The sequence below is a fragment of the Streptomyces sp. NPDC054847 genome (assembly GCF_053610925.1).
The window spans coordinates 1-22,417 of the sequence record NZ_JBSGZJ010000064.1 but is presented as its reverse complement, the minus strand read 5'-3'; the positions used below and the strand labels follow the sequence as shown (position 1 = coordinate 22,417).

Below are 22,417 nucleotides of genomic sequence, written 5' to 3'. Positions count from 1 at the left end.
CAGTACCGCGGCGGCGGGCGCGGCAGCGCCGAGTCCCAGGACGGACGATCCCCCGCCCCGCCCGTGGCCGGCACCGTCCGTGGCCGACCGTGCAGCCGTGCGGCGGCCGGCCGCGGACAACGTTGCCGCCGCGCCCAGCAGCAGGTCCAGGCCGCGGGCCGCAGCCATCGCCGCCGGACCGGCCTTCGTGTGCTTGAGGTGGAGGTCGTACGCCCAGACCGTCGCCGAGAGTGCCGTCGCCACGGCGAGGGCGGGGCGGCCGGCGCGGGCGGCGAGGCCGAGGCCCGCCGCCGTCAGCGCTCCGGCCGCGCCCAGGGCGGCACGGGGCGAGATCCGTCCGGACGGGATCGGGCGGTGGGGCCGGTCGATCGCGTCCTCGTCGCGGTCGGACCAGTCGTTGAGCGCCATGCCCGCCTCGTACAGGCAGAGCGAGGCGCCCACGGCGAGCGCCGTGCCCCGGTTGGGACGTCCCCCGGCCGACGCCGCCCCCGCGAGGGCGTCACCGGGCACGGTGAACAGGGCGGACACGCGCAGCAGTTCGGCCCAGTCGCGCGGCCTCACCCGGCCTCCCGCAGACGGTCCGCGAAGCCGAGGAGGGCGGCGAACTGCTCCGAGAGGCCCGCCGGTCCGCCGTCCGGGTCCTTGAAGTAGAAGCCGAGCTCGGGCAGCGGCCCGGACAGGCCCGCCTCATGGGCCCGGGCCAGCAGCCGGGCCAGGTCCAGGACCAGCGGTGCGGCCAGCGCCGAGTCGCAGCCCTGCCAGATGGTCTGGAGGATCATCCGCGACCCGAGGAAGCCCTCGAAGGCGATGTGGTCCCAGGCCGTCTTCCAGTCGCCGAGCGCGGGCACGTCGTCGATGTGGACCTCGCCCTGCGGTGTGTGCCCGAGGGTGTCGGCGAGGACGCGTTCCTTGCCGGCGTTCTTCGCCGCCGCGGCGGCGGGGTCGGCCAGTGCCGCCCCGTCCCCGCCGCCGAGCAGGTTGGTGCCCGACCAGGCCCGTACGTCCAGGGCCCGCTGCACGAACATCGGGGCGAGCACCGCCCGCAGCAGCGTCTGGCCGGTCTTGCCGTCGCGGCCGGCGTGGGGAAGTCCACTGGCCGCGACGGCGTCGGTGAGGGCGTCGGTGCGCAGCCCGGTGGAGGGGGTGAAGTTGACGTAGGGGCAGCCTGCGCGCACGGCGGCGGCCGCGTAGAGGGAGCTGGGCGGCAGCCGCAGTGCCCCCGGTTCGGGCAGCGGCTCGGTGGAGGAGACGCCTACGACCACGACACGGGCGAGGGTGTTGCGTGTGCGGAAGTCGTCGATGTCGGCGGCGAACGCGGTGATGAGCTCCTCGTCGCCGCGGGTATCGCCGGCGCCCGGTCCGCCGGGCCGTATCGAGGCGTCGGCGGCGGCGAGTTCGGCGCGCACCGCGGAGGCGAGGCCGTGCGGCAGGACGCCCGCTTCCGTGAGGTGTTCCGCGCGCTTGGGCAGCGGGCAGTGGGCGGTGTCGTGTCCGCCGAAGACGAGGGAGGACAGGGGCGGCAGCCCGGCCCCGGCGAAGGCCGGGGTCTCCGTGACCATGCCGGTCGGCGGGTGCAGCCCGGCCGTGACCGCCGCACATCCGGCGACGGCTGTGGTGGCCACTGAGCCGCGTGCTCCGACGAACCAGACTCCGGTGCGTGCATTCCCGTCTGTCACGGGCTGCCTCCCTGCCAGTCGATGTTCCGATGTGGTGGAGGACGGCGGGCGGGGGGTACGGCGCCTCCCCGCCCGCCGCCGGCAAATGGGCGGCCCTGGCCTGCGGCCTAGGAGGGCAGCTCCTTCAGCTGGATGTCCCGGAAGGACACCTGGTCGTCGGCCCCGTGGTTCTGGATGCCGATGTAGCCGTCCTTGAGGCTGCGGACCGGGTCGGTGTTGGTGAAGTCGTTGATCTTCACTCCGTTGAGGAAGACCCGCAGACGCTCTCCCTCGACCCGGATCTCGTAGCTGTTCCACTGACCGGGCGGCTTCAGCGCCTGGTCACGGGCCTGGAGGTCGGCCGACTTGAAGCCGTACACCGCGCCGGTGGTGCGGTCGGCGGCGTCGGTGGCGTCGATCTGGACCTCGTAGCCGTTGTTGACGGCGGACCACGGGTCGTCGGAGGCCGGGAAGCCCACGAAGACACCGGAGTTGTCGTCGCCTTCCATCTTCCAGTCGAGCTTCAGCGAGTACGAGCCGAGTTCCTTGGCCTGGTACCACAGCATGCCCATGCCGCCCTCGGTGCGCAGTTCACCGTCGACGACGTTGAACTTGCCCGGCCCGGCCTGCTTCCAGCCCTCGAGGGTCTCGCCGTTGAAGATGGTCCGGTAGCCGGTCCGCGGCTTGCAGTCGGCCTTGACCTGGCCGGTCGCGTACTTCAGCCCGCCGAGGAGGTGCTGACGGAAGGCCGGCTCGGCGTAGGACTCCTTGGTGTGACCGCCGCCGGTGTAGAAGGCGCGGCCGCCCTCGTAGGTCTGGCACCAGGCGATCGGGTGGTCGCCCTTCATGGTGCCGCCCTGGTAGGTGGTCTCGTCGAGGGTGGCGAGGACGCGGGCCTGCTCACGCGGGTTGGTGCGGTAGTTGTACCACTCGTCGGTGCGCTCCCAGGGGCCGTCGATGTGCGAGGTGGCCGGGTGGTCGTGGTCCTCGACGCGGACGGTGGCGGGCTGGATGTGCGGGTGGGAGGCGAAGTAGGCGCCGACGAGGCCGCCGTAGAACTCCCAGTCGTACTCGGTGTCGGCCGCGGCGTGGACGCCCATGTAGCCGCCGCCCGCCGCGACGTAGTCCTCGAACGCCTTCTGCTGTTCGGCGTTGAGCACGTCACCCGTGGTGGAGAGGAACACGACCGCGTCGTACTTGGCGAGGTTGGCGGCCGTGAACTGGCCGGCCGCCTCCGTGGTGTCGACGGTGATCCCGGCGGTGCCGCCGAGTTCCTTCAGGGCCGTGATGCCCGCCGGGATGGAGTCGTGGCGGAAGCCGCCGGTCTTCGAGAAGACAAGGACGCGTTCGGCGGCCTTGTCGACGGGGGTCTCGGACAGCTTGAAGTCGTCCACGTCGTACAGCGCTCCTGCGCCTCCCTTGAAGACCAGGAAGAGTTCCGTGGTCCGCTCGGGGACGCCCCGCAGGGCCACGTCGATGTCCTGGAAGGTCTCCCAGCTGCCGGTGACGGGGACCGGTGCGGAGCCGAGGAGCTTGCCGTCCACGGAGCCGGTGCGCACCTCGAGGATGCCGCCGGCGCCGCCGGAGGAGACGCGGGCGGTGAGCTTCTTGGAGCCGGTCAGGTTGTACGGCTCGAAGGAGATCCAGTCGCCGTTGTTGATGTCGCCGACGGTCTTGCCGCCGTGGGCGGCCGCCTTGTCATAGGTCTTGATGCCGGACTGGCCGTCGAAGTGCTCGGCCTGCCGGTGGCGGGGCTGGAGCTGTGCCTGGTCGTGGCTGGTCAGCGCGGCCTGGCCGCCGCCTCCGCCGTCGGTGTACTCGGCGTCGAGGACTCCGAAGATGTTGGCGTTGGGGTCGTGTCCGCCGTCGGCCGAGGTCTTGATGGTGCCTTCGCAGCCCTTGGCGGAGGTGATGGGGTGGCCGTGGCTGTCGTGGCCGAGGACGTAGTTCACCGTGACCTTGGTGCAGTCGATGGTGCCGTCCTCGGGATCGGTGACGGTCACCTTGAACGGGATCTCGTCGCCGAAGTCGAACAGCGCGCCTTCGGCGGGCAGTTCGAGCTTGACCTTGGGTGCGGTGTTGCCGACGACGACGTGGACGCTGGCGGAGCCGGTGCGGCCCGTCGGGTCCTTCGCCGTGACGGTCGCCGTGTAGGTGCCGTTCTTGGTGTAGTTGTGGACGGGGTTCGCCTCCGTGGAGGTGGCGCCGTCGCCGAAGTCCCAGCTGTAGGTGAGGGCGTCGCCGTCCGCGTCGGTGGTTCCGGCGGAGGAGAAGGTGACGCGCATCGGCGCCTGGCCGGACGTCTTGTCCGCGGAGGCCTCCGCGACCGGGGAGCGTCCGCCGGTGGCGTTCTCGATGCGGTACAGGCCGGCGTTCTCGTCGCCGCCGAACCATGCGGTGCCGTAGTCGAGGACGTACAGCGCGCCGTCCGGGCCGAAGGCCATGTCCATGATCTGGGTGCCGGTCCACGGGACGGGGTTGATCGAGCGGACGGCGCCGTCCTCGGCCGTGTCGATGCGCTTGATCCAGCGCCGGCCGAACTCGCCGGCGAAGAAGTCGCCGTCGTACGCCTCGGGGAACTTCACCGGGGAGTCGAGCCCGGCGTCGTAGTGGTAGACCGGGCCGCCCATCGGGGATTCGGAACCGCTGCCGAACTCGGGGACGGAGCCGCCGTCGTACGGGATCCAGGCGGGCTGCGCGGGCGGCAGGTCGACCAGGCCGGTGTTGTGCGGCGAGGTGTTCTTCAGGTTCGCGCAGTCGAACGTCGCACCGGAGGTCTTGGTGGCGAAGTCGTAGTCGACGTACGGGTCGTTGTCGCCGGTGCAGAACGGCCAGCCGAAGTTGCCGGGGCCGGTGACGCGGGCGAACTCGACCTGGCCGGCGGGTCCGCGCTTCGGGTCGGCGGTGCCGGCGTCGGGGCCGTAGTCGCCGACGTAGAGGACGCCGGTCTTCTTGTCGACGCTGAAGCGGAACGGGTTGCGGAAGCCCATCGCGTAGATCTCGGGCCGGGTCTTGTCCGTGCCGGGGGCGAAGAGGTTGCCCTCGGGGATGGAGTACGAGCCGTCGGCCCCGACCTTGATGCGGAGGATCTTGCCGCGCAGGTCGTTGGTGTTGCCGGAGGTGCGGCGGGCGTCGTAAGCGGGGTTGCGTCCGGGCCGGTCGTCGATGGGCGTGTAGCCGTCGGAGGCGAAGGGGTTGGAGTCGTCGCCGGTCGACAGGTAGAGGTTGCCCTCGGCGTCGAAGTCGATGTCGCCGCCGACGTGGCAGCAGATGCCGCGGGTCGCCGGGATGTCGATGATCTTCTTCTCGCTGGCGTTGTCCAGCGTGCCGTCCGCACGGAGCACGAACCGCGACAGCCGGTTGACGCCGTCGTACTTGGCGAAGTCGGCCGCGGTGCCCTCGTTGGGGGCGTCGCCCGCGGGGGTGTCCATGGGCGGTGCGTAGTAGAGGTAAATGAAACGGTTCTGCGCGAAATTCGGGTCCAGGCCGACGCCTTGGAGTCCCTCTTCGTCGTGCGAGTAGACGGGGACGGTGCCGACGACGCGGGTGTTGCCGGCGGCGTCCGTCATACGCAGCTCGCCGCTGCGGGAGGTGTGCAGCACACTGCGGTCGGGCAGGACGGCCAGCGACATGGGCTCGCCGGTCTCCTCACCGCCCTTGGCGAGTGTGACCTGCTGGAATTCCTCCGCGGCCGCGGCGACCGCCGTCCGGGGGTCTGCGGCGGACGCGGTGGTCGGCGCGGTGAGGGCGAGCGAGCCGGCGGCCAGAAGACCGCCGGTGAGGAGTGCGAGAGCCTTGCGGGCCCTGGGCCTTGTTCTGTGCACGAATGTCCTCCGGTAAGGCCGGTCGAACGGGGCGGTGTGCCGTGGAACCGGAGTGCGCCGTCACTCCCGAACCACCTATGTCGTGTACACGAGATGGGACCGTAGCCGGGTTGGTCCTGGACCGAAAGCCCTTGTGCAGCAGAGAAGTTGAACTTTTTCCCAGCACAGGACAAAGGCGTGTCCGGGCAGCCCTGACCGGCCCGGCGGCATCCCTCGCCACCGGGCCGTACCTGGGCGTTTCTAGCTGTCGCCGCCCGAGAAGGCGGCGTCGAACGAGGCCGACGGAGGATCGAAGTCGAAGCGCTTCAGATCGGCAAGCGCTTGCGGAGCGCCCATCAGGCGGTCCATGCCGGCGTCTTCCCACTCCACCGAGATGGGTCCCTCATAGCCGATCGAGCGCAGCATCCGGAACACGTCCTCCCACGGCACGTCACCGTGTCCGGCGGAGACGAAGTCCCAGCCGCGCCGCGGGTCGCCCCACGGCAGATGCGAACCGAGCCGCCCGTTGCGCCCGTCCAGACGCTTACGGGCCTCCTTGCAGTCGACGTGGTAGATCCGGTCCCGGAAGTCGTACAGGAAGCCGACCGGATCCAGGTCCTGCCAGACGAAGTGGCTCGGGTCGAAGTTGAGCCCGAAGGCCGGCCGGTGGCCGACAGCCTCCAGGGCACGTTTCGTGGTCCAGTAGTCGTAGGCGATCTCGCTGGGGTGCACCTCGTGGGCGAAGCGGACGCCCTCGGCGTCGAAGACGTCGAGGATCGGGTTCCAGCGTTCGGCGAAGTCCTCGTAGCCGCGCTCGATCATCCGCTCGGGCACCGGCGGGAACATCGCGACGAGATGCCAGATCGACGAGCCGGTGAAACCGACGACGGTGTCGACCCCGAAGGCCGCGGCGGCCCGCGCGGTGTCCTTCAACTCCGCGGCGGCCCGCTGTCGTACGCCCTCCGGTTCCCCGTCGCCCCAGATCCGGGCGGGCAGGATGCCCTGATGGCGTTCGTCGATGGGGTTGTCGCAGACCGCCTGGCCGACCAGATGGTTGGACACGGCCCAGCACTTGAGGCCGTACTTCTCCAGCAGGGCGTGCCTGCCGTCGAGGTAGGACGGGTCGGCCAGGGCCTTGTCGACCTCGAAGTGGTCGCCCCAGCAGGCCAGTTCCAGACCGTCGTAGCCGAAGTCGCGGGCGAGTGAACAGACCTCCTCGAGCGGCAGATCGGCCCACTGGCCGGTGAACAGTGTGAACGGGCGTGGCATGGCGCCTCCAAACCGGGTCCTGCCGGATCTCTGCCGGCCGTCAAGCCTGTACTGCCTCCACCGCTTGGACGGGGGTGTAGACGGAGTTCTTCTGTGCGCTCTCCTCCACCGCCGCCAGCACCCGCTGGACCTGGAGCCCGTCGGCGAACGACGGGACCGGGTCGGTCCCGGAGGCGATCGCCTCGACCAGGTCACGCGCCTGATGCGCGAACGTGTGCTCGTAGCCGAGCGCGTGGCCCGGCGGCCACCACGCCTCCAGATACGGGTGCTCCGCCTCCGTGACGAGGATCCGGCGGAACCCGGCCGTGGCGGCGGGCTCGTGGTGGTCGTGGAAGGAGAGCTCGTTGAGCCGCTCGAGGTCGAAGGCGAGCGAGCCCTGCTCACCGTTGATCTCCAGCCGCAGGGCGTTCTTGCGGCCCGAGGCCATCCGGGTCGCCTCGAACGTGGCCAGCGCCCCGGACTCCAGTCTGCCGGTGAAGACGGCCGCGTCGTCGACCGTGACCGGCCCCCGCCGCGTGCCGCCCGACGCGGTCAGGCCGGCGGAGGCGCCCTGGAGCAGCGGGCGTTCCTTGACGAACGTCTCCAGCTGGGCGGAGACTCCCACCAGCAGCTCCCCCGCCAGGTACTGCGCGAGGTCGACGATGTGGGCGCCGAGGTCGCCGAGCGCCCCTGACCCCGCGTGCTCACGCTCGAGCCGCCAGGTCAGCGGGAAGTCCGGGTCCACCAGCCAGTCCTGGAGGTAGGTCACCCGCACGTGCCGCAGGGTGCCGATCCTGCCCTCGGCGATCAGCCGGCGGGCGTAGGTGAGCGCGGGCACCCTGCGGTAGTTGAAGCCGACCATCGCGAGCTGCCCGTTCCGCCGGGCCCGTGCGGCCGCCGCGACCATGGCCTCCGCCTCGGCGACCGAGTTCGCCAGGGGCTTCTCGCACAGGACGTGCTTGCCCGCCTCCAGCGCCGCGATCGCGATCTCCGCATGGCTGTCGCCCGGTGTGCAGACGTCGACGAGTTGCACGTCGTCGCGGGCCACGAGGGCGCGCCAGTCGGTCTCCGCCGCGGCCCAGCCGTGTTTGCCGGCCGCGGCACGCACTGCGGCGGCGTCACGGCCGGCGATCGCGGCGAGGACCGGCCGCAGCGGCAGGTCGAACACGCGTCCCGCGGTGCGCCACCCCTGGGAGTGGGCGGCGCCCATGAACGCGTATCCGACCATGCCGACGCCGAGTGTCGGCGGTGCGGCCTCACTGTCCCTCTGTTGCATACGGAATCCTCCTCGTCGGAGTCAACGGTCTCGTCGGTGTGCTCGGTGGGGGCGGGCGCGCCTCCGGTCAGTTGAAACCGGTGGGCAGGTACTCGTCGACGTTGTCCTTGGTGACGACGGCCGAGTAGAGGGTGAGGGAGGCCGGGATCTCCAGTTCGGCCATGCCGCTGACTCCCTTGCCCTGTCCGAGGGCCCGCGCGAGGTCGATGGCGGACGCCGCCATCGTCGGCGGGTACAGGACGGTGGCCTTCAGCACGCTGTCGTCGGCCTTGATGGCGTCCATCGCGGACTTCGCGCCGGCGCCGCCGACCATCAGGAAATCCTTGCGGCCCGCCTGTGCGATGGCACGCAGCGCGCCCACGCCCTGGTCGTCGTCGTGGTTCCACAGGGCGTCGAACTGCGACTGGGCCTGGAGGAGTTGGGCCATCTTCGCCTGGCCGGACTCCACGGTGAAGTCGGCCGCCTGGCGGGCCACCTTCTTGATGTTGGGGTAGTTCTTCAGGGCGTCGTCGAAGCCCTGAGTGCGCTGCTTGGTGAGCTCCAGGTTGTCCAGCCCGGCGAGCTCGATGACCTTGGCGTTCGGCTTGTCCTTGAGCTGCTCGCCGATGTAGTTGCCGGCGTTGAGGCCCATGCCGTAGTTGTCGCCGCCGATCCAGCAGCGGTAGGCCTGCGGTGAGGCGAAGATGCGGTCCAGGTTGACGACCGGGATGCCCGCCTTCATGGCCTGCAGACCCACTTGGGTGAGTGCCTTGCCGTCGGCCGGCAGGATGACGAGGACGTCGACCTTCTTGTTGATGAGGGTCTGCACCTGCCCGATCTGGGCGGCCGTGTCGTTGGACCCCTCGGTGATCTCCAGGGTGACGTCGGAGTACCGCTCCGCGCGGGACTTGGCGTTCTGGTTGATGGCGTTCAGCCAGCCGTGGTCGGCCTGCGGCCCCGCGAAGCCGATGGTGACGGCCTTGCCGGGCTTGTCGTCGGCGACCGGCGCGTTGTCGGTGGCCGCCTCCTGCTTCTTGGGCTCGTTGCTGGTGCACGCGGTGAGCAGTGCGCCGGCGCCGATCGCGGCGGTGCCGAAGAGCAGTCCTCTGCGGCTGGTGGACGGGGTTTCTGGCATGGCGGGTCTACCCCTTCAACTGGGCGGTTTGGCGGGTGCTGCGGACGTACGGAGAGGGGGTGCGCGGCGGCGGTGTCAGGCCCGGCCGCCGCGCACGCTGCGGGGGTGTCAGGAGTCCCCGCCGCGCAGGGTCCGGTGCTGGACCAGCACGGCGGCGACGATGATGGCGCCCTTGGCGATCTGCTGGACGGCGCTCTCGAGGTTGTTGAGGGCGAAGATGTTGGTGATCGTGGTGAAGACGAGAACACCGAGTACGGAACCGACGATGGTGCCGCGGCCGCCGCTGAGCAGGGTGCCGCCGATGATCGCGGCGGCGATGGCGTCGAGTTCGTAGAGGTTGCCGTTGGTGTTCTGGCCGGAGCCGGCCAGCACGATCAGCATGAAGGCGGCGATCCCGCAGCACAGGCCGGACAGCAGGTAGAGGTAGAGCCGCTGGCGGCGGACGTCGATGCCGGCGAGCCGGGCGGCCTCCGCGTTGCCGCCGACGGCGACGGTGCGCCGGCCGAAGGTGGTGCGGTTGAGGACGAGCCAGCCGATGACGGTGACCGCGGCGAAGACCAGTACCAGGGGCGGGATGCCGAGGATGTAGGCGTCCCTGATACCGAGGTCGAGCACGGAGTCGACGGTGACGATCTGGGTCTTGCCGTCCGTGATCTGCAGGGCGAGACCGCGGGCGGAGGCGAGCATCGCGAGGGTGGCGATGAAGGGCACCATCCGGCCGTACGCGATGAGCAGGCCGTTCACCAGTCCGCAGCCGACGCCGACGATCACGGCGGTGAACAGGATGCCGGTGAAGCCGTACTCCTGGGTGGCCACCGTCGTCGCCCATACCGAGGCGAGCGCCACGATGGCGCCGACGGACAGGTCGATCCCTCCGCTGGTGATGACGAAGGTCATGCCGACGGTGACGACACCGATGACGGAAGCCTGGGTGAGGACGAGCTGGAGATTGCTCGTCGCGAGGAACTCGTCCGGTTTGGTGATGCCGCCGACCGCCACGAGCACGGCGAGCACACCGAGCAGCGACAGATTGCGGACGTCGAGGCGCAGTCCGAGCGGACGGCGTGAACCCCCCTTGTCCGGTGCGGACTTGGCGGCAGGCATCGGCGCGTCCTGCTGCGCCGGGGTGGCCGGCTGCGTCATGCCGTCTCAGCTCCCTTCCATCACGAGGTCGAGTACGCGGTGCTCGTCGAGCTCCCGGGCGTCCGCCGTGTGCACGACGCTGCCTTCGCGGAGCACCAGCACCCGGTCGGCGAGGCCCAGGACTTCGGGCACTTCGCTGGATACGAGAAGTACGGCGAGGCCTTCGTCGGCCAGCCGGCGGATCACTGCGTAGAGCTCGGCGCGGGCGCCGACGTCGACGCCGCGGGTGGGCTCGTCCAGCAGCAGCACCTTGCAGCCGCGCAGCAGCCAGCGGGCGAGCACCGCCTTCTGCTGGTTGCCGCCGGATAGGGTGCGGATGCGGGCGTCGGGGTTGTCGGGGCGCAACGACAGTTCCCTGGTGGCCTGTTGCGCGGCGGCCCGTTCGGCACGGTGGTCGAGCCAGCCCGAGCGGGAGAAACGGGAGAGGGTGGAGATGGAGACGTTGCGGGTGACCGACTCGAGCATCAGCAGGCCCTGCGCCTTGCGCTCCTCGGGGGCGAGCCCGATGCCTGCGCGGACGGCGGCACGGACGCTGCCGGGCCGCAGGACGGTGCCGTCGACGAGGACACGGCCGGCGTCGGCCCTGCGTGCGCCGTAGATCGTCTCCAGGATCTCGCTGCGTCCGGAACCGACCAGCCCCGCCAGGCCGACGATCTCGCCGGGCCGCAGCTCCAGGTCGACGGGCGCGAACTCGCCGTGCCGGGCGAGCCCTTCGACCCTCAGCACCGGTTCCCTGCCCTCGGCGGCGCCGGCGGCGGGACGCTCGGGGAAGACGTACTCGACGTTGCGCCCGGTCATCAGGGCGACCACGTCGCGGGTCGGGGTGGACTTGGCCGGCAGACCGACCGCGACGGCCCTGCCGTCCTTGAGGACGGTGACCCGGTCGCCGATCCGCCGGATCTCCTCCAGGCGGTGGGAGATGTAGACGACGGCGACCCCGTCCGCCGTCAGGTCGCCCACGATGCGGAAAAGGTTGTCGACCTCGTCCGGGTCGAGTGCGGCGGACGGCTCGTCCATCACGATGAGCCGTACCTCGTGGGAGAGGGCGCGGGCCATGGAGACGATCTGCTGCTGTGCCGCGGAGAGATCGCCGACGAGCCGCGAGGGGTCGATCTCCGGGTGGCCGAGCCTCTTGAGGAGACCGGCTGCCGCGGTGCGGGCGGCCCCGCCGCGCACGACGAATCCGGCCGAGGTGGGCTCGTGCCCGAGGAAGACGTTCTCCGCGACGGACAGCCCTTCCACCAGGTCGAGTTCCTGGTAGATGGTGGCGATGCCGAGACGCATGGCGGCGATGGGCGACTTGAGGGAGACGGCCTCGCCCCGCCAGGTGATCTCCCCGCCGTCGGGCTGGTGGGCCCCGGCGAGCACCTTGATCAGGGTGGACTTGCCGGCGCCGTTCTGGCCGAGGAGGCAGTGGACCTCACCGGCCTGGACCTCGAGGTCCACGCCGTCCAGGGCGCGGACGCCCGGGAACGACTTGGTGATGCCGGACATGGTGAGCAGGGGTGGTTCTGGTGCCATGACGAATCCCCTCGGCGGGTGCGGCCGGTGAGCGGGCAGGGCGGGACGGGGTGCGGAAGCGGTTGCGGGCGGCTCTGGGGCGCCCCTGGCGTCACGAGTGCCGGGGCGTACGGGTGGGAGCGGGCGTGGCCTGGATGCCACGCGACCAGTGCGGGGCGCCGTTCGCGGCGCGGTGTGTGCCGGGTGGTGCGGTGGTGCGTGGTGTCCGGCGTGCGGGTGGCGCCGTGGTGTGTTCCGGTGCTGCGGGGTGGTGCGGGTGGTGCCGTTCGGTACTGCGACGGTGCTGTGGTGCGTGACGAGTCGTCCGGCCCGGGTCAGGCCGGCGAGAACAGGTGGTCGCTGATGAGCCGGGCCGCGCCGATGACGCCGGCGGCGGGTCCCAACTCGCCCAGCACGATGGGGAGATTGCCGGTCGCGAGCGGCAGGGACTGCCGGTAGACCTGGGTCCGTACGCTCGCGAGCAGGGTGTGACCGAGGCCGGTGACACCGCCGCCGATCACGACGAGACCCGGGTTGAAGAAGCTGACGAGCCCGGCGATGACCTGGCCGAGACGGTTCCCTCCCTCACGGATGAGGTCCAGTGCCGTGGCGTCGCCGGCCGCGGCGGCCGCCGAGACGTCCACGGCCGTGAGCTGCCCGGCCGCCTCCAGCCGGGTGGCGAGCTCCACCGACCTGCCGGCCCGCGCCGCGTCCTCGGCGTCGCGGGCGAGGGCGGCGCCGCTGAAGTGCGCCTCCAGGCAGCCCCGGTTGCCGCAGGCGCAGGCACGGCCGTCGGGTGCGACCTGGATGTGTCCGATGTCGCCGGCGCTGCCCGTCGTACCGCGGTAGACCTCACCGCCGACGACGATGCCGCAGCCGATGCCCGTGCCGATCTTGATGCACAGGAAGTCTCCGACGGAACGCGCGACACCGGCGTGCTGCTCGCCCATGGCCATCAGGTTCACGTCGTTGTCGACCATGACGGGGCAGCCGAGGTCCTGGCTGAGGGCCTCCCGTACGGGGAAGCCGTCCCATCCGGGCATGATCGGGGGCGCGACCGGCACGCCCTCGGGGTAGCGGACCGGGCCGGGAACCCCGATACCGGCGCCGTCGAAGCCCTCCGCGAGACCGGAGGCCTTGAGCTTGGCGGCCATCGACAGCACCTGCTCGAAGACGGCGACCGGGCCCTCGCGGACGTCCATGGGGTGGTTGAGATGCCCCAGGACCTCCAACTCGGCGTTGGTGACGGCGACATCGATCGAGGTGGCGCCGATGTCCACACCGAGGAAGCGGAGCGCGGGCGCGAGCCTGATGTTGTGGGACCGGCGGCCGCCGCGGGAGGCGGCGAGCCCGTCGGCGACGACGAGTCCGGTCTCCAGCAGCCGGTCGACCTCCACGGCCAGCTTGGACCGGGACAGGTCGACCTGGTCCCCCAGCTGCGCGCGTGAGTTGGGCCCGCCGTCACGCAGCAGCCGGAGCAGTCGCGCCTGATGCACGTTCGCGGGTCGAGCGGTCATCCGTCTCACGTGCCCCTCCCCTCCCCTGGCCTTCGGCTGGGGACCCAGTCGGCTGTCTCCTCGGGCTTTCGAGGGGAACGTAGCAGCGCTTTACCGAACTGGGAAGAACTTGCGCGCAGTTCCGGCCCAACTTTCTCCACACCCGGGACAAAGAGCGGCCGTCGGGTCGACACAGAGCCTGTCTTCCTTGTCCGTACCGGGTCCGGTCGGACATGCGCACCGCTGGACGGATACGGGCACACGAGGCATGCGACGGAGGGGTTTGAAACTGCTCGAGTTTGAGTGAGTAGGTGTGAGCGTAAGGTCGCGTGAGTGGGTCCGGGTCTGTGGTGGGTTGCAGATCGTGAGGCCGCAGGGAATGGGTTGTCGGTGGGTGCCGGTAGGTTCGTGGTGTCGATCGAGGAGGGAGGTGGACGGTGGGGCAAGGCCGGAGGAAGCAACTGCGTGTGATCGATGCGCCGTTCGTCGCCCTCGGGCCCTCCGGGGTGGCGATACGTGATCGGCTCAAGCACCTTACGCCCGAGGACGACAAGGTGTTACGGCTCGTCGGCGAGCATCTCGGCCGCCTGGCGTCGCTGGACCTGAAGGCCCGATGCGCTAACGGCCTGGATCACAACAGCGATATGTGGGCGGCCCGCAAACAGGGTCTGACCGCCGCCTCGTCGTCCCGCTGGACCGGTGCGATCACCAAGGCGTCGCATGATCAGTGGGCGCTGTCCCGGCGTTGCCAACTCGCCCACATCCAAGGCCTTGAGGCCGGTGTGCGCACCCTGATGCACCGGCTGTCCCAGCCGATCGGTGGCAAGGGAACCAAGCGGGCACCGGGCGGATACCGCACCCGGCAGGAGTGGTTCGCCAAGTCCCGCCGCCTGGCAACCTTGGAACACCGCCTCGATGCCGTTCGTGCCGAGCGTGAGGCCGGTGTCGTCCACGTCGTACGCGGCGGCAGGCGTCTGCTGGGCAAGCGTCAGAACCTGGACGCCGCTCAGCTCACCGAGGCCGAATGGCGCAAGCGGTGGGAGGCCGAGCGCTGGTTCCTCCAGGCCGACGGCGAGTCCGGGAAGCGCTTCGGCAACGAGACCGTCCGCGTCACCCCCGACGGCGAAGTATCGATCAAGCTTCCCGCCCCGCTCGGCTGGCGAACGCCCGGCACGGCCGGTACGTCCTCGCGTCCAAGGTCGCCTTCGCGCACCGGGGCGCCGAGTGGTGCGACCGTATCGAAGCGAACCGGGCCGTGGCCTACCGCATCCACCTGGACATGGCCAAGGGCCGCTGGTACCTCACCGCGTCGTGGACGCGGCCGGTGGTCAAGACCGTCCCGTTGGAAACGGCCCGCGCCGCCGGCATGGTCGGAGTGGACACCAACGCCGACCACTTCGCCGCCTACCGCCTCGACGCCCACGGCAACCCCGTCGGCGACCCGCGGCGCTTCTTCTACGACCTGTCCGGCACCGCCGACCACCGAGACGCCCAGACCAGGCACGCCATCAGCCAACTGCTGCGCTGGGCGAAGCGGTGCGGCGTCAAGGCGATCGGCATCGAGAACCTGGACTTCACCGCCGAGAAGACCCGCGAGAAGCACGGCAGGCGCAAGCGGTTCCGGCAGCTCATCTCCGGCATCCCCACCGGCAAGCTCAAAGCCAGGCTCGTCTCCATGGCCGCCGAGTACGACCTGTCGATCGTCGCGGTCGATCCCGCGTACACCTCGATGTGGGGCGCCGAGCACTGGCGCAAGCCTCTCACCAGCAAGAAACGGAAGATGTCCCGTCACGATGCCGCCGGTATCGCGATCGGGCGTCGCACCCTCGGGCACCCGATCCGGCGACGGACGGCACCGCCCCACGACGACCAGAGCGATCGCCGTGGGCATCGGACCGCCCAGGCCGGACCAGGCACACGAGGGCGTGAGGAAGCCCGCCACCCCGTCGCGGACCGTGCACACGATGCACGTCGCCGAACGGAGGAGCAGAGAACGCGGGCGACCAGTCGGACATCCAAAACCGTTCGGAATGTCCGCAGTGAGCAGGAATGGGTACAAGACTCACTCCTGCTCACTTAAAAGGAACGGTGTACGGAGGTCAGGCGTCGCGGACGAGCTCGTAGGTGAGGTAGGCGAGGCCGTCACCGACGGTACGGTTGCCGAGCAGGCGGAGGGGCTTCTCCTCGCCGGTCCCGCCGAAGATCGACTCGCCCGCGCCGAGCATCACTGGATGGACCATCAGCCGCAGCTCGTCGACCAGATCGTGCTCCATCAGCGTGCGGGCGAGCCGACGGCTGCCGTAGACGACGATCTCCCCGCCGAGTTCCTGCTTCAGCCTGGAGACCGCACCCACCACCTCGCCCTTCAGGACCGACGAGTTGTTCCAGTCGGGGTCTTCGAGGGTCGAGGAGACGACGTACTTGGGCATGCTGTTCAGCCTGTCCGCCCACGCGCCGCTCCGGGAGGGCCAGCGCGCCGCGAACCACTCGTAGCTCCGGCGCCCCAGCAGCAGGGCATCGGCGCGCAGCGCCTCGTCGAACTCGGCCTCGGCCCACGCTCCGCGGTCCTTGTCGCCGATCCGGGCGAACCAGCCGCCGCGCTCGAAGCCCTCGTCACCGGTCGGGTCCTGGACGACTCCGTCGAGCGAGACGTTCTCGCTGATCACGATTCTTCCCACGGCGGCTCTCCTTCGTCGGCGCAGTCAGTGCTACCACCGATACGGAGACCTCGGCACGGCGACATGCGGCCGTCCACCCGCCCGCCTGAACCGCTCGCCCGCCCGACCGGGCGCCGGGTCAGGACTGCTCGTGCTGGTGGTAGGTCTTGCGTGTGTGCTCCGTGTGCGCCCGCATGACCTCCGTGGCCCGCTTCTCGTCGCGGGCGGAGATGGCCGCGATCAGTTCGCGGTGCTCGATCCACGACTGGCGTCCCCGCTGCCGGGCGACCGGGGTGTAGTACCAGCGGACACGGCGGTCGACCTGCCCGGCGAGCTCCGCCAGGACCAGGTTGCCGGCGAGCTCCATCACCTTGGCGTGGAAGACGGCGTTGGTGGCGACCGCCAGGTCGACGTCGTCGTCCGCGACCGCCTGCTCCCCCTTGGCACACAGCTCCTCGAGCGCCTCGATGCCGGCCGTGCCGGAGTTCGCGGCCGCGAGCCTGGCTGCCTCCGCCTCCAGCAGCGTGCGCACGGACAGGAGCTGGTCGGCCTCCGACTCGGTCGGCTCGTGGACGAACGCGCCCTGGGCAGGGCGAAGGTCGACCCAGCCCTCGGTGTTGAGCCGTTGCAGCGCTTCGCGCACGGGCTGCCGGGAGACTCCGAGATGACCGGCGAGCTCGCTCTCGACCAGGTGCTGGCCGGGCCGCAGCGCCCGGGTGGTGATCAGTTCCAGCAGCGCCTCGTACACGCGCTCACGCAGCGGGCCGGGCCGTTCCAGTTTGGGCACGGTTCCCTGCGGCAGTCCTGCGGACAGCATCGGCGGTCCCCTTCCGGGCGATGGAGCGGACGAGTTACGGACGACAACAGCGATCGAGGAATTGGCTATCGTCTACAGTCTACCGAGCGCAATCGGGACCGACACCGAGATGCCGGTCACGTCGCCGGGCCCGAACCGGTCACGTCAACTGTCCTGCCCGACAAGCGGAATCAGTCGCTCCAGGAAGACCCGCTGTCCGCTGACCAGCTTTCGCCGCGCCTCGTCCAGCCCGCACCACTCCGCCCGGTCGATCTCCGGGAACTCACTGAACCGGCCCGACCCTCGTGGCCACTCCATGGTGAAGGTCCCCGGCACGACGAGGGAGGTGTCCAGGTCGCCCTCCAGCGCCCAGGCCGTCACCAGCTTGCCGCTCGACTGGCGCGCCTCGCCGAGCGGATGCCACTCCCCGTCCGGGGCCTGGAGCCCGAACTCCTCCTCGAACTCCCGCCGCGCGGCGGCCATCGGCTCCTCGTCGGGGGTGTACTCACCCTTCGGGATCGACCATGCCGCCTCGTCGCGCGACCCCCAGAACGGGCCGCCCATGTGCCCGATGAGGACCTCGACACCGGCTTCCCGCCGCCGCCACAGCAGCAGCCCGGCGCTCCGCTTGTTCACCATGCCGTTCAGTGTGCCGCGCCGGGGCGTCAGGGGCAGCGGACGACCTGGCCCGCGTACGAGAGGTTGCCGCCGAACCCGAAGAGCAGCACCGGGTCGCCCGACCGGATGTCACCGCGTTCGACCAGCTTGGACAGCGCCATCGGGATCGATCCGGCCGAGGTGTTGCCGGAGTCGACGACGTCGCGGGCGACGACGGCGTTGACGGCGCCGATCTTCTGCGCGAGCGGCTCGATGATCCGCAGGTTGGCCTGGTGCAGGACCACGGCCGCGAGGTCCTCCGGCGCGACTCCCGCCCGTTGGCAGACCTTGCGGGCGATCGGCGGCAGCTGCGTGGTGGCCCACCGGTAGACGGCCTGGCCCTCCTGCGCGAAACGCGGCGGAGTGCCCTCGATCCGTACGGCGTGCCCCATCTCGGGGACCGAACCCCACAGCACCGGGCCGATGCCCGGCTCCTGCCCTTCGGGGACGCGCTCCACCACGGCCGCGCCGGCGCCGTCACCGACGAGGACGCAGGTCGAGCGGTCGGTCCAGTCCACGATGTCGGCCATCTTGTCCGCCCCGATGACCAGCGCCCGGGAGGCCGCGCCGGCCCGCAGGGTGTGGTCGGCGGTGGCGAGCGCGTGGGTGAAGCCGGCGCAGACGACATTGAGGTCCATCACCGCGGGCGAGCCCATGCCCAGCCGGGCCGCCACCCGCGCCGCCGTGTTGGGCGAGCGGTCGACGGCCGTCGACGTCGCCACCAGCACCAGATCGATGTCGGCGGCCGTCATCCCGGCGGCGGCCAGCGCCTTGGCCGCGGCGTGCGCCGCGAGCTCGTCGACCGGCTCGTCGGGGCCCGCGACATGGCGGGTCCGGATGCCGACACGGCTGCGGATCCACTCGTCACTGGTGTCGACCATGGCCGCCAGGTCGTCGTTGGTGAGCACCTTGGAGGGCTGGTAGTGCCCGAGCGCGACGACACGTGAGCCGGTCATGGATGGCGTTCTCCTCGATCAGTAAGGCAGGAAACACCCAGTCTTGGCTGCTACCGACCGGTACGGCGGCATGTGATCCCACAGCCTTCCGCCCCGGACTTTGGAGCTTCCCGAAGGGTGCGCGGCGCCTGCCGGCTCCGTGCGACACGACCCTTGACCGCCTGAAAGGCATACTGTAGACAATATTCTGTCGACTCACCCTCATCACATTCCTCCCTCGCTCGGTCGTCAACCGAACGGAGAGCCCCGTGAAAGTCGCAGTTGTCGGCGCCGGAGCCATCGGCGCGTATGTCGGGGCCGCGCTCCACCGCGCCGGCGCCGAGGTCCATCTCATCGCCCGCGGCGCCCACCTCGCGGCCATGCGCAGCGACGGAGTCCGTGTGCTCAGTCCCCGCGGTGACTTCACCGCCCGTCCGAACGCCACCGACGACCCGTCGTCCGTCGGCCCCGTCGACCATGTCTTCCTCGGTCTCAAGGCCAACTCGTACGCCGCGTCGGGCCCGTTGGTGCACCCGCTGCTGCACGAGCGCACCTCCGTCATCGCCGCCCAGAACGGCATCCCGTGGTGGTACTTCCACGGCCTGCCCGGCCCCTACGCCGGCCGCCGCATCGAAAGCGTCGACCCGGGCGGCACCGTCAGCGCGACCCTGCCGCCGGAACGCGCCATCGGCTGTGTCGTCTACGCCGCCACGGAACTCGAGGCGCCCGGCGTCGTACGGCACCTGGAAGGGACCCGGTTCTCCATCGGCGAGCCGGACCGGACCGTGTCGCCGCGCTGTGTCGAGTTCAGCGACGCCATGGTCGCCGGCGGGCTGAAGTGCCCCGTCGAGCCGGATCTGCGCAACGACATCTGGATCAAGCTGCTCGGCAACATCTCCTTCAACCCGATCAGCGCGCTGTCCCGGGCCACGATGGCGCAGATCTGCCGCCACCGGGACACGAAGGCGCTGGTCGAGACGATGATGCACGAGACGCTCGAGGTCGCCGCGGCCGTCGGCTGCCGTCCGGAGATCTCCGTCGAGCGGCGTCTCGCCGGCGCGGAGCGCGTGGGCGACCACAAGACGTCCACCCTCCAGGACCTGGAGAAGGGCAAACCGCTCGAGCTGGACGTGCTGCTCGCCGCCGTCGTCGAACTGGCCGCGCTGACGAAGACCCCCGTACCGAAGCTGTGCGCCGTGCACGCACTCGCCGACCTCCTCGCATCGACCTCGATCCCCTCCACAGGGAGCGCAGCATGAAGAAGAAGCCGCAGAAGCGGTATCCGAGGCTCACCCATCCACTGGTCCGCGGCGACGACGGACAGTTGCGCAGGGCGAGCTGGGACGAGGCGCTGGAGCGGGCCGCGGCCGGTTTCCGGCGGACCCGCGAGGCGCACGGGCCCGATGCCTTCGCGATGCTCTCCTGCGCCCGCGCCACCAACGAGATGAACTACGTGGCACAGAAGTTCACCCGCGTCGTGATGGGCACCAACAACGTCGACTCCTGCAACCGCACCTGTCACGCGCCCAGCGTGGCGGGCCTGTCCGCGGTCTTCGGCTCCGGCGGTGGCACCTCCTCCTACGAGGAGGTCGACCACACCGACCTGATCGTCATGTGGGGCTCCAACGCCCGCTTCGCGCACCCGATCTTCTTCCAGCACGTACTGAAGGGGATACGCAACGGCGCGAAGATGTACGCGGTCGACCCGCGCCGCACCTCGACCGCCGAGTGGGCGGAGAGCTGGCTCGGCCTCAACGTCGGCACCGACATCCCGCTCGCCCACGCCGTCGGACGCGAGATCATCCACGCCGGCCTGGTCAACCGGGCCTTCGTGGAACGCGCGACGACCCGCTTCGAGGAGTACGCGGAACTCGTCGAGCCGTGGACACTGAGCGCCGCGCAGAAGGTGACGGGCGTGCCCGCCGCGGCGATCCGGGAACTGGCGCACGCCTACGCCACCGCCGAACGCGCGCAGCTCTGCTGGACCCTCGGCATCACCGAGCACCACAATGGCACCGACAACGTCCGGGCGCTGATCAACCTCGCCCTGCTCACCGGTCACGTCGGCCGGTACGGCGCCGGCGTGCAGCCGCTGCGCGGCCAGAACAACGTGCAGGGCGGCGGCGACATGGGCGCGATCCCCAACCGGCTGCCCGGCTTCCAGGACATCCTCCACCCCGCGACGCGCGAGAAGTTCGAACGCGCCTGGGGCGCGGCCATCCAGCCCCGCTACGGCAAGACGCTGACCGAGATGTTCGAGGCGATGGAGAGCGGTGAGCTCCGTGCCGTGTACTGCATCGGCGAGAACCCGGCCCAGTCGGAGGCGGACAGCGGGCAGGCCGTACGGCGGCTCGAGTCGCTCGACCACCTGGTCGTGCAGGACATCTTCCTGACGAGGACCGCCGAGCTGGCGGACGTGGTACTGCCCGCGACGGCGGGCTGGGCGGAGACGGACGGCACCACCACCAACAGCGAACGCCGGGTGCAGCGGGTGCGGGCCGCGCTCGTCCCGCCGGGCGAGGCCCGTGACGACATCGCCATCATCTGCGACGTCGCCGAACGGCTGGGCCACGACTGGAAGTTCGACGACTCCGAGGCCGTCTGGAACGAACTGCGCTCGCTCTCCCCCGACCACTACGGCATGACGTACGAGAGGCTGGAGGAGCACCAGGGCCTCCAGTGGCCGTGCCCCGACGTCTCCGAACTGCCGTCGAGCTTCCTGCACGGCAGGCTGTGGGAGAAGGACCCGGCCAGGCGCGGGGCGCCCGCCGAGTTCGGGCTGGTGCGGCATGACCCGCCGGTCGACCTCACCGACGAGTCGTACCCGCTGCGGCTGACGACCGGTCGCCGGCTCGACTCTTACAACACCGGTGTGCAGAGCGGAAGTTTCGCCTCGCCGCTGCGGCGCGGCGAGTACATCGAACTCTGCCCCGAGGACGCGGAGGCGTACGGCGTACGGGTCGGAGAGGAGGTCCGCGTCACGTCACGCCGGGGCTCGGTGACCGCCCCCGTGTGGGTGGACCCCGGGCTGCGGCCGGGACTCGCCTTCATGACGATGCACTTCCCCGACGAGGTCGACACCAATTCCCTGACGATCGAGGCGAACTGCCCGATCGCCGGTACCGCGGAATTCAAGGCCTCGGCCGTCCGGATCGAGAAGCTGGTGCCCGCATGGACCTGAAGTTCACGGAAACCGCGAAGGCGACGGACGAGGAACGGGACGCCGTCGACGCGCTGCTCGGCGCGCCGGAGACCGGCTGGGAGGGCGGCTTGGACCGCTCGTCCGACGAGCTGCGCTGGGCGCGCGGCCAGGGACCGCCGCGACCTGCTGCTCCCGGCGCTGCACGCGGTCAACGACCGGGTGGGATGGCTGAGCGAAGGGGCGCTCGACTACATCTGCCGGCGCCTGACGGTGCCGCCGGCGGAGGCGTACGGGGTGGCGACGTTCTACTCCATGTTCTCGGTGCGTCCCCGGCCGGCGAAGGTGCTGCACGTGTGCACGGACCTGGCGTGCGCGGCGCGCGGCGGCTCCCTGTCGGCGGCGGACGCCCTCGGCCCGGACATCTCCGTCCAGCCCAGCCCCTGCCTGGGCCTCTGCGAACGCGCCCCGGCGGCCCTGCTGATCCGCGCGGGGGCCCCCTCCCCGCAAGCGGGGCGGGCCCCGGACCCCGAATCGCCCCTTCGGGCCGGCACTCCGGCCCCGCCGGCGACCGCCGCGCCACGCTCGGGACAGGGCCCCGACCAGGCGGCAAACCCAGCCCCGCCGGCGTTCGAGGCGCGGGTGTCCGGGGGCGGAGCCCCCGGCGTGGAGGACGGGGCGGAGCCCCGGGTCGGAAAGGGGCGGCGTGGGAAAGCGCCCGCCTACGCCACCGCCGTCATCGCTCCCGCCACCCCCACCGCCCTCGCCGCCGCCACCGCCGCCCCGGACCTCGCGCCCGCGGAGCCCTCGGCCGGCGCGGCCGTCCCGCAGGCGGGGGACCCGGCGCTGACCCTGCTCGCACGCGTCGGCGTCGTCGACCCCGCCTCCCTCGACGACTACCGCGCCCACGGCGGCTACGCCGCCCTCCGCCGCGCCTTCGCCCTCGGCCCCGCCGGTGTCGTCCGGGAGGTCACCGACGCGGGGCTCCTCGGGCGCGG

16 protein-coding genes and 1 pseudogene are annotated in these 22,417 nt (G+C 70.9%); 4 read left to right on the top strand and 13 right to left on the bottom strand.

From position 1 onward, the window contains the following. The 9 genes from ACWGH4_RS10445 to ACWGH4_RS10405 all read right to left on the bottom strand — a co-directional run. The coding region (locus ACWGH4_RS10445; RefSeq protein WP_453458259.1) for a UbiA family prenyltransferase at positions 1-561 on the bottom strand (561 nt) is incomplete at its 3' end. Next, positions 558-1,676 carry an inositol-3-phosphate synthase gene (locus ACWGH4_RS10440; RefSeq protein WP_453458256.1) on the bottom strand — a complete coding sequence of 373 codons (1,119 nt, stop codon included), beginning with the start codon at positions 1,674-1,676 and terminating at the stop codon, positions 558-560. The genes ACWGH4_RS10445 and ACWGH4_RS10440, both read right to left, overlap by 4 nt. Before the next feature lie 107 nt (positions 1,677-1,783). After that, a complete protein-coding gene (locus ACWGH4_RS10435) occupies positions 1,784-5,479 on the bottom strand; it encodes a ThuA domain-containing protein (RefSeq protein WP_453458253.1) in 3,696 nt (1,231 codons plus the stop codon). A 240-nt stretch (positions 5,480-5,719) separates the two neighbouring features. Then, positions 5,720-6,727 carry a sugar phosphate isomerase/epimerase family protein gene (locus ACWGH4_RS10430; RefSeq protein ID WP_307709341.1) on the bottom strand — a complete coding sequence of 336 codons (1,008 nt, stop codon included), beginning with the start codon at positions 6,725-6,727 and terminating at the stop codon, positions 5,720-5,722. Between the two features lie 40 nt (positions 6,728-6,767). Further along, positions 6,768-7,982, bottom strand: a complete 1,215-nt coding sequence (locus tag ACWGH4_RS10425; protein WP_453458249.1) for a Gfo/Idh/MocA family protein — start codon at positions 7,980-7,982, stop codon at positions 6,768-6,770. Between the two features lie 67 nt (positions 7,983-8,049). Beyond that, on the bottom strand, positions 8,050-9,096 hold the full coding sequence (locus ACWGH4_RS10420; RefSeq protein ID WP_453458246.1) for a substrate-binding domain-containing protein: 1,047 nt from the start codon (positions 9,094-9,096) through the stop codon (positions 8,050-8,052). 108 nt (positions 9,097-9,204) lie between these two features. After that, positions 9,205-10,239, bottom strand: coding sequence for an ABC transporter permease subunit (locus ACWGH4_RS10415; protein WP_441261737.1), 1,035 nt, complete (start codon positions 10,237-10,239; stop codon positions 9,205-9,207). Positions 10,240-10,245: 6 nt separating this feature from the next. Next, entirely contained in the window at positions 10,246-11,760 is a 1,515-nt protein-coding gene (locus ACWGH4_RS10410; protein WP_453458243.1) for a sugar ABC transporter ATP-binding protein, read from the bottom strand. Between the two features lie 314 nt (positions 11,761-12,074). Continuing rightward, positions 12,075-13,256 carry an ROK family protein gene (locus ACWGH4_RS10405; protein ID WP_453458240.1) on the bottom strand — a complete coding sequence of 394 codons (1,182 nt, stop codon included), beginning with the start codon at positions 13,254-13,256 and terminating at the stop codon, positions 12,075-12,077. A gap of 416 nt (positions 13,257-13,672) precedes the next feature. Between ACWGH4_RS10405 and ACWGH4_RS10400 the strand changes: the two are divergent. Then, a pseudogene (locus ACWGH4_RS10400) lies at positions 13,673-15,315 on the top strand (IS200/IS605 family accessory protein TnpB-related protein). 19 nt (positions 15,316-15,334) lie between these two features. On the opposite strand, the gene ACWGH4_RS10395 reads toward ACWGH4_RS10400, so the two are convergent. From ACWGH4_RS10395 to ACWGH4_RS10380, 4 genes are all read right to left on the bottom strand, one after another. Beyond that, positions 15,335-15,913, bottom strand: a complete 579-nt coding sequence (locus tag ACWGH4_RS10395) for a dihydrofolate reductase family protein (protein ID WP_453458238.1) — start codon at positions 15,911-15,913, stop codon at positions 15,335-15,337. 118 nt (positions 15,914-16,031) lie between these two features. Next, on the bottom strand, positions 16,032-16,709 hold the full coding sequence (locus tag ACWGH4_RS10390; protein WP_453458235.1) for a GntR family transcriptional regulator: 678 nt from the start codon (positions 16,707-16,709) through the stop codon (positions 16,032-16,034). Positions 16,710-16,853: 144 nt separating this feature from the next. Next, positions 16,854-17,327 (bottom strand): NUDIX domain-containing protein, encoded by a 474-nt coding sequence (locus tag ACWGH4_RS10385; protein ID WP_453458233.1) that lies wholly within the window; start codon positions 17,325-17,327, stop codon positions 16,854-16,856. A gap of 26 nt (positions 17,328-17,353) precedes the next feature. Beyond that, on the bottom strand, positions 17,354-18,301 hold the full coding sequence (locus ACWGH4_RS10380) for a beta-ketoacyl-ACP synthase III (protein WP_453458230.1): 948 nt from the start codon (positions 18,299-18,301) through the stop codon (positions 17,354-17,356). A gap of 248 nt (positions 18,302-18,549) precedes the next feature. Here ACWGH4_RS10380 and ACWGH4_RS10375 point away from each other — a divergent pair, with 248 nt between their 5' ends. From ACWGH4_RS10375 to ACWGH4_RS10365, 3 genes are all read left to right on the top strand, one after another. After that, positions 18,550-19,539: a 2-dehydropantoate 2-reductase gene (locus tag ACWGH4_RS10375; protein WP_453458227.1), complete on the top strand. Its 990-nt coding sequence runs from the start codon at positions 18,550-18,552 to the stop codon at positions 19,537-19,539. Then, positions 19,536-21,461 (top strand): molybdopterin oxidoreductase family protein, encoded by a 1,926-nt coding sequence (locus tag ACWGH4_RS10370; protein WP_453458224.1) that lies wholly within the window; start codon positions 19,536-19,538, stop codon positions 21,459-21,461. The genes ACWGH4_RS10375 and ACWGH4_RS10370 overlap by 4 nt, the downstream gene beginning before the upstream one ends. Before the next feature lie 180 nt (positions 21,462-21,641). Next, the coding region (locus ACWGH4_RS10365; protein WP_453458221.1) for an NAD(P)H-dependent oxidoreductase subunit E at positions 21,642-22,417 on the top strand (776 nt) is incomplete at its 3' end.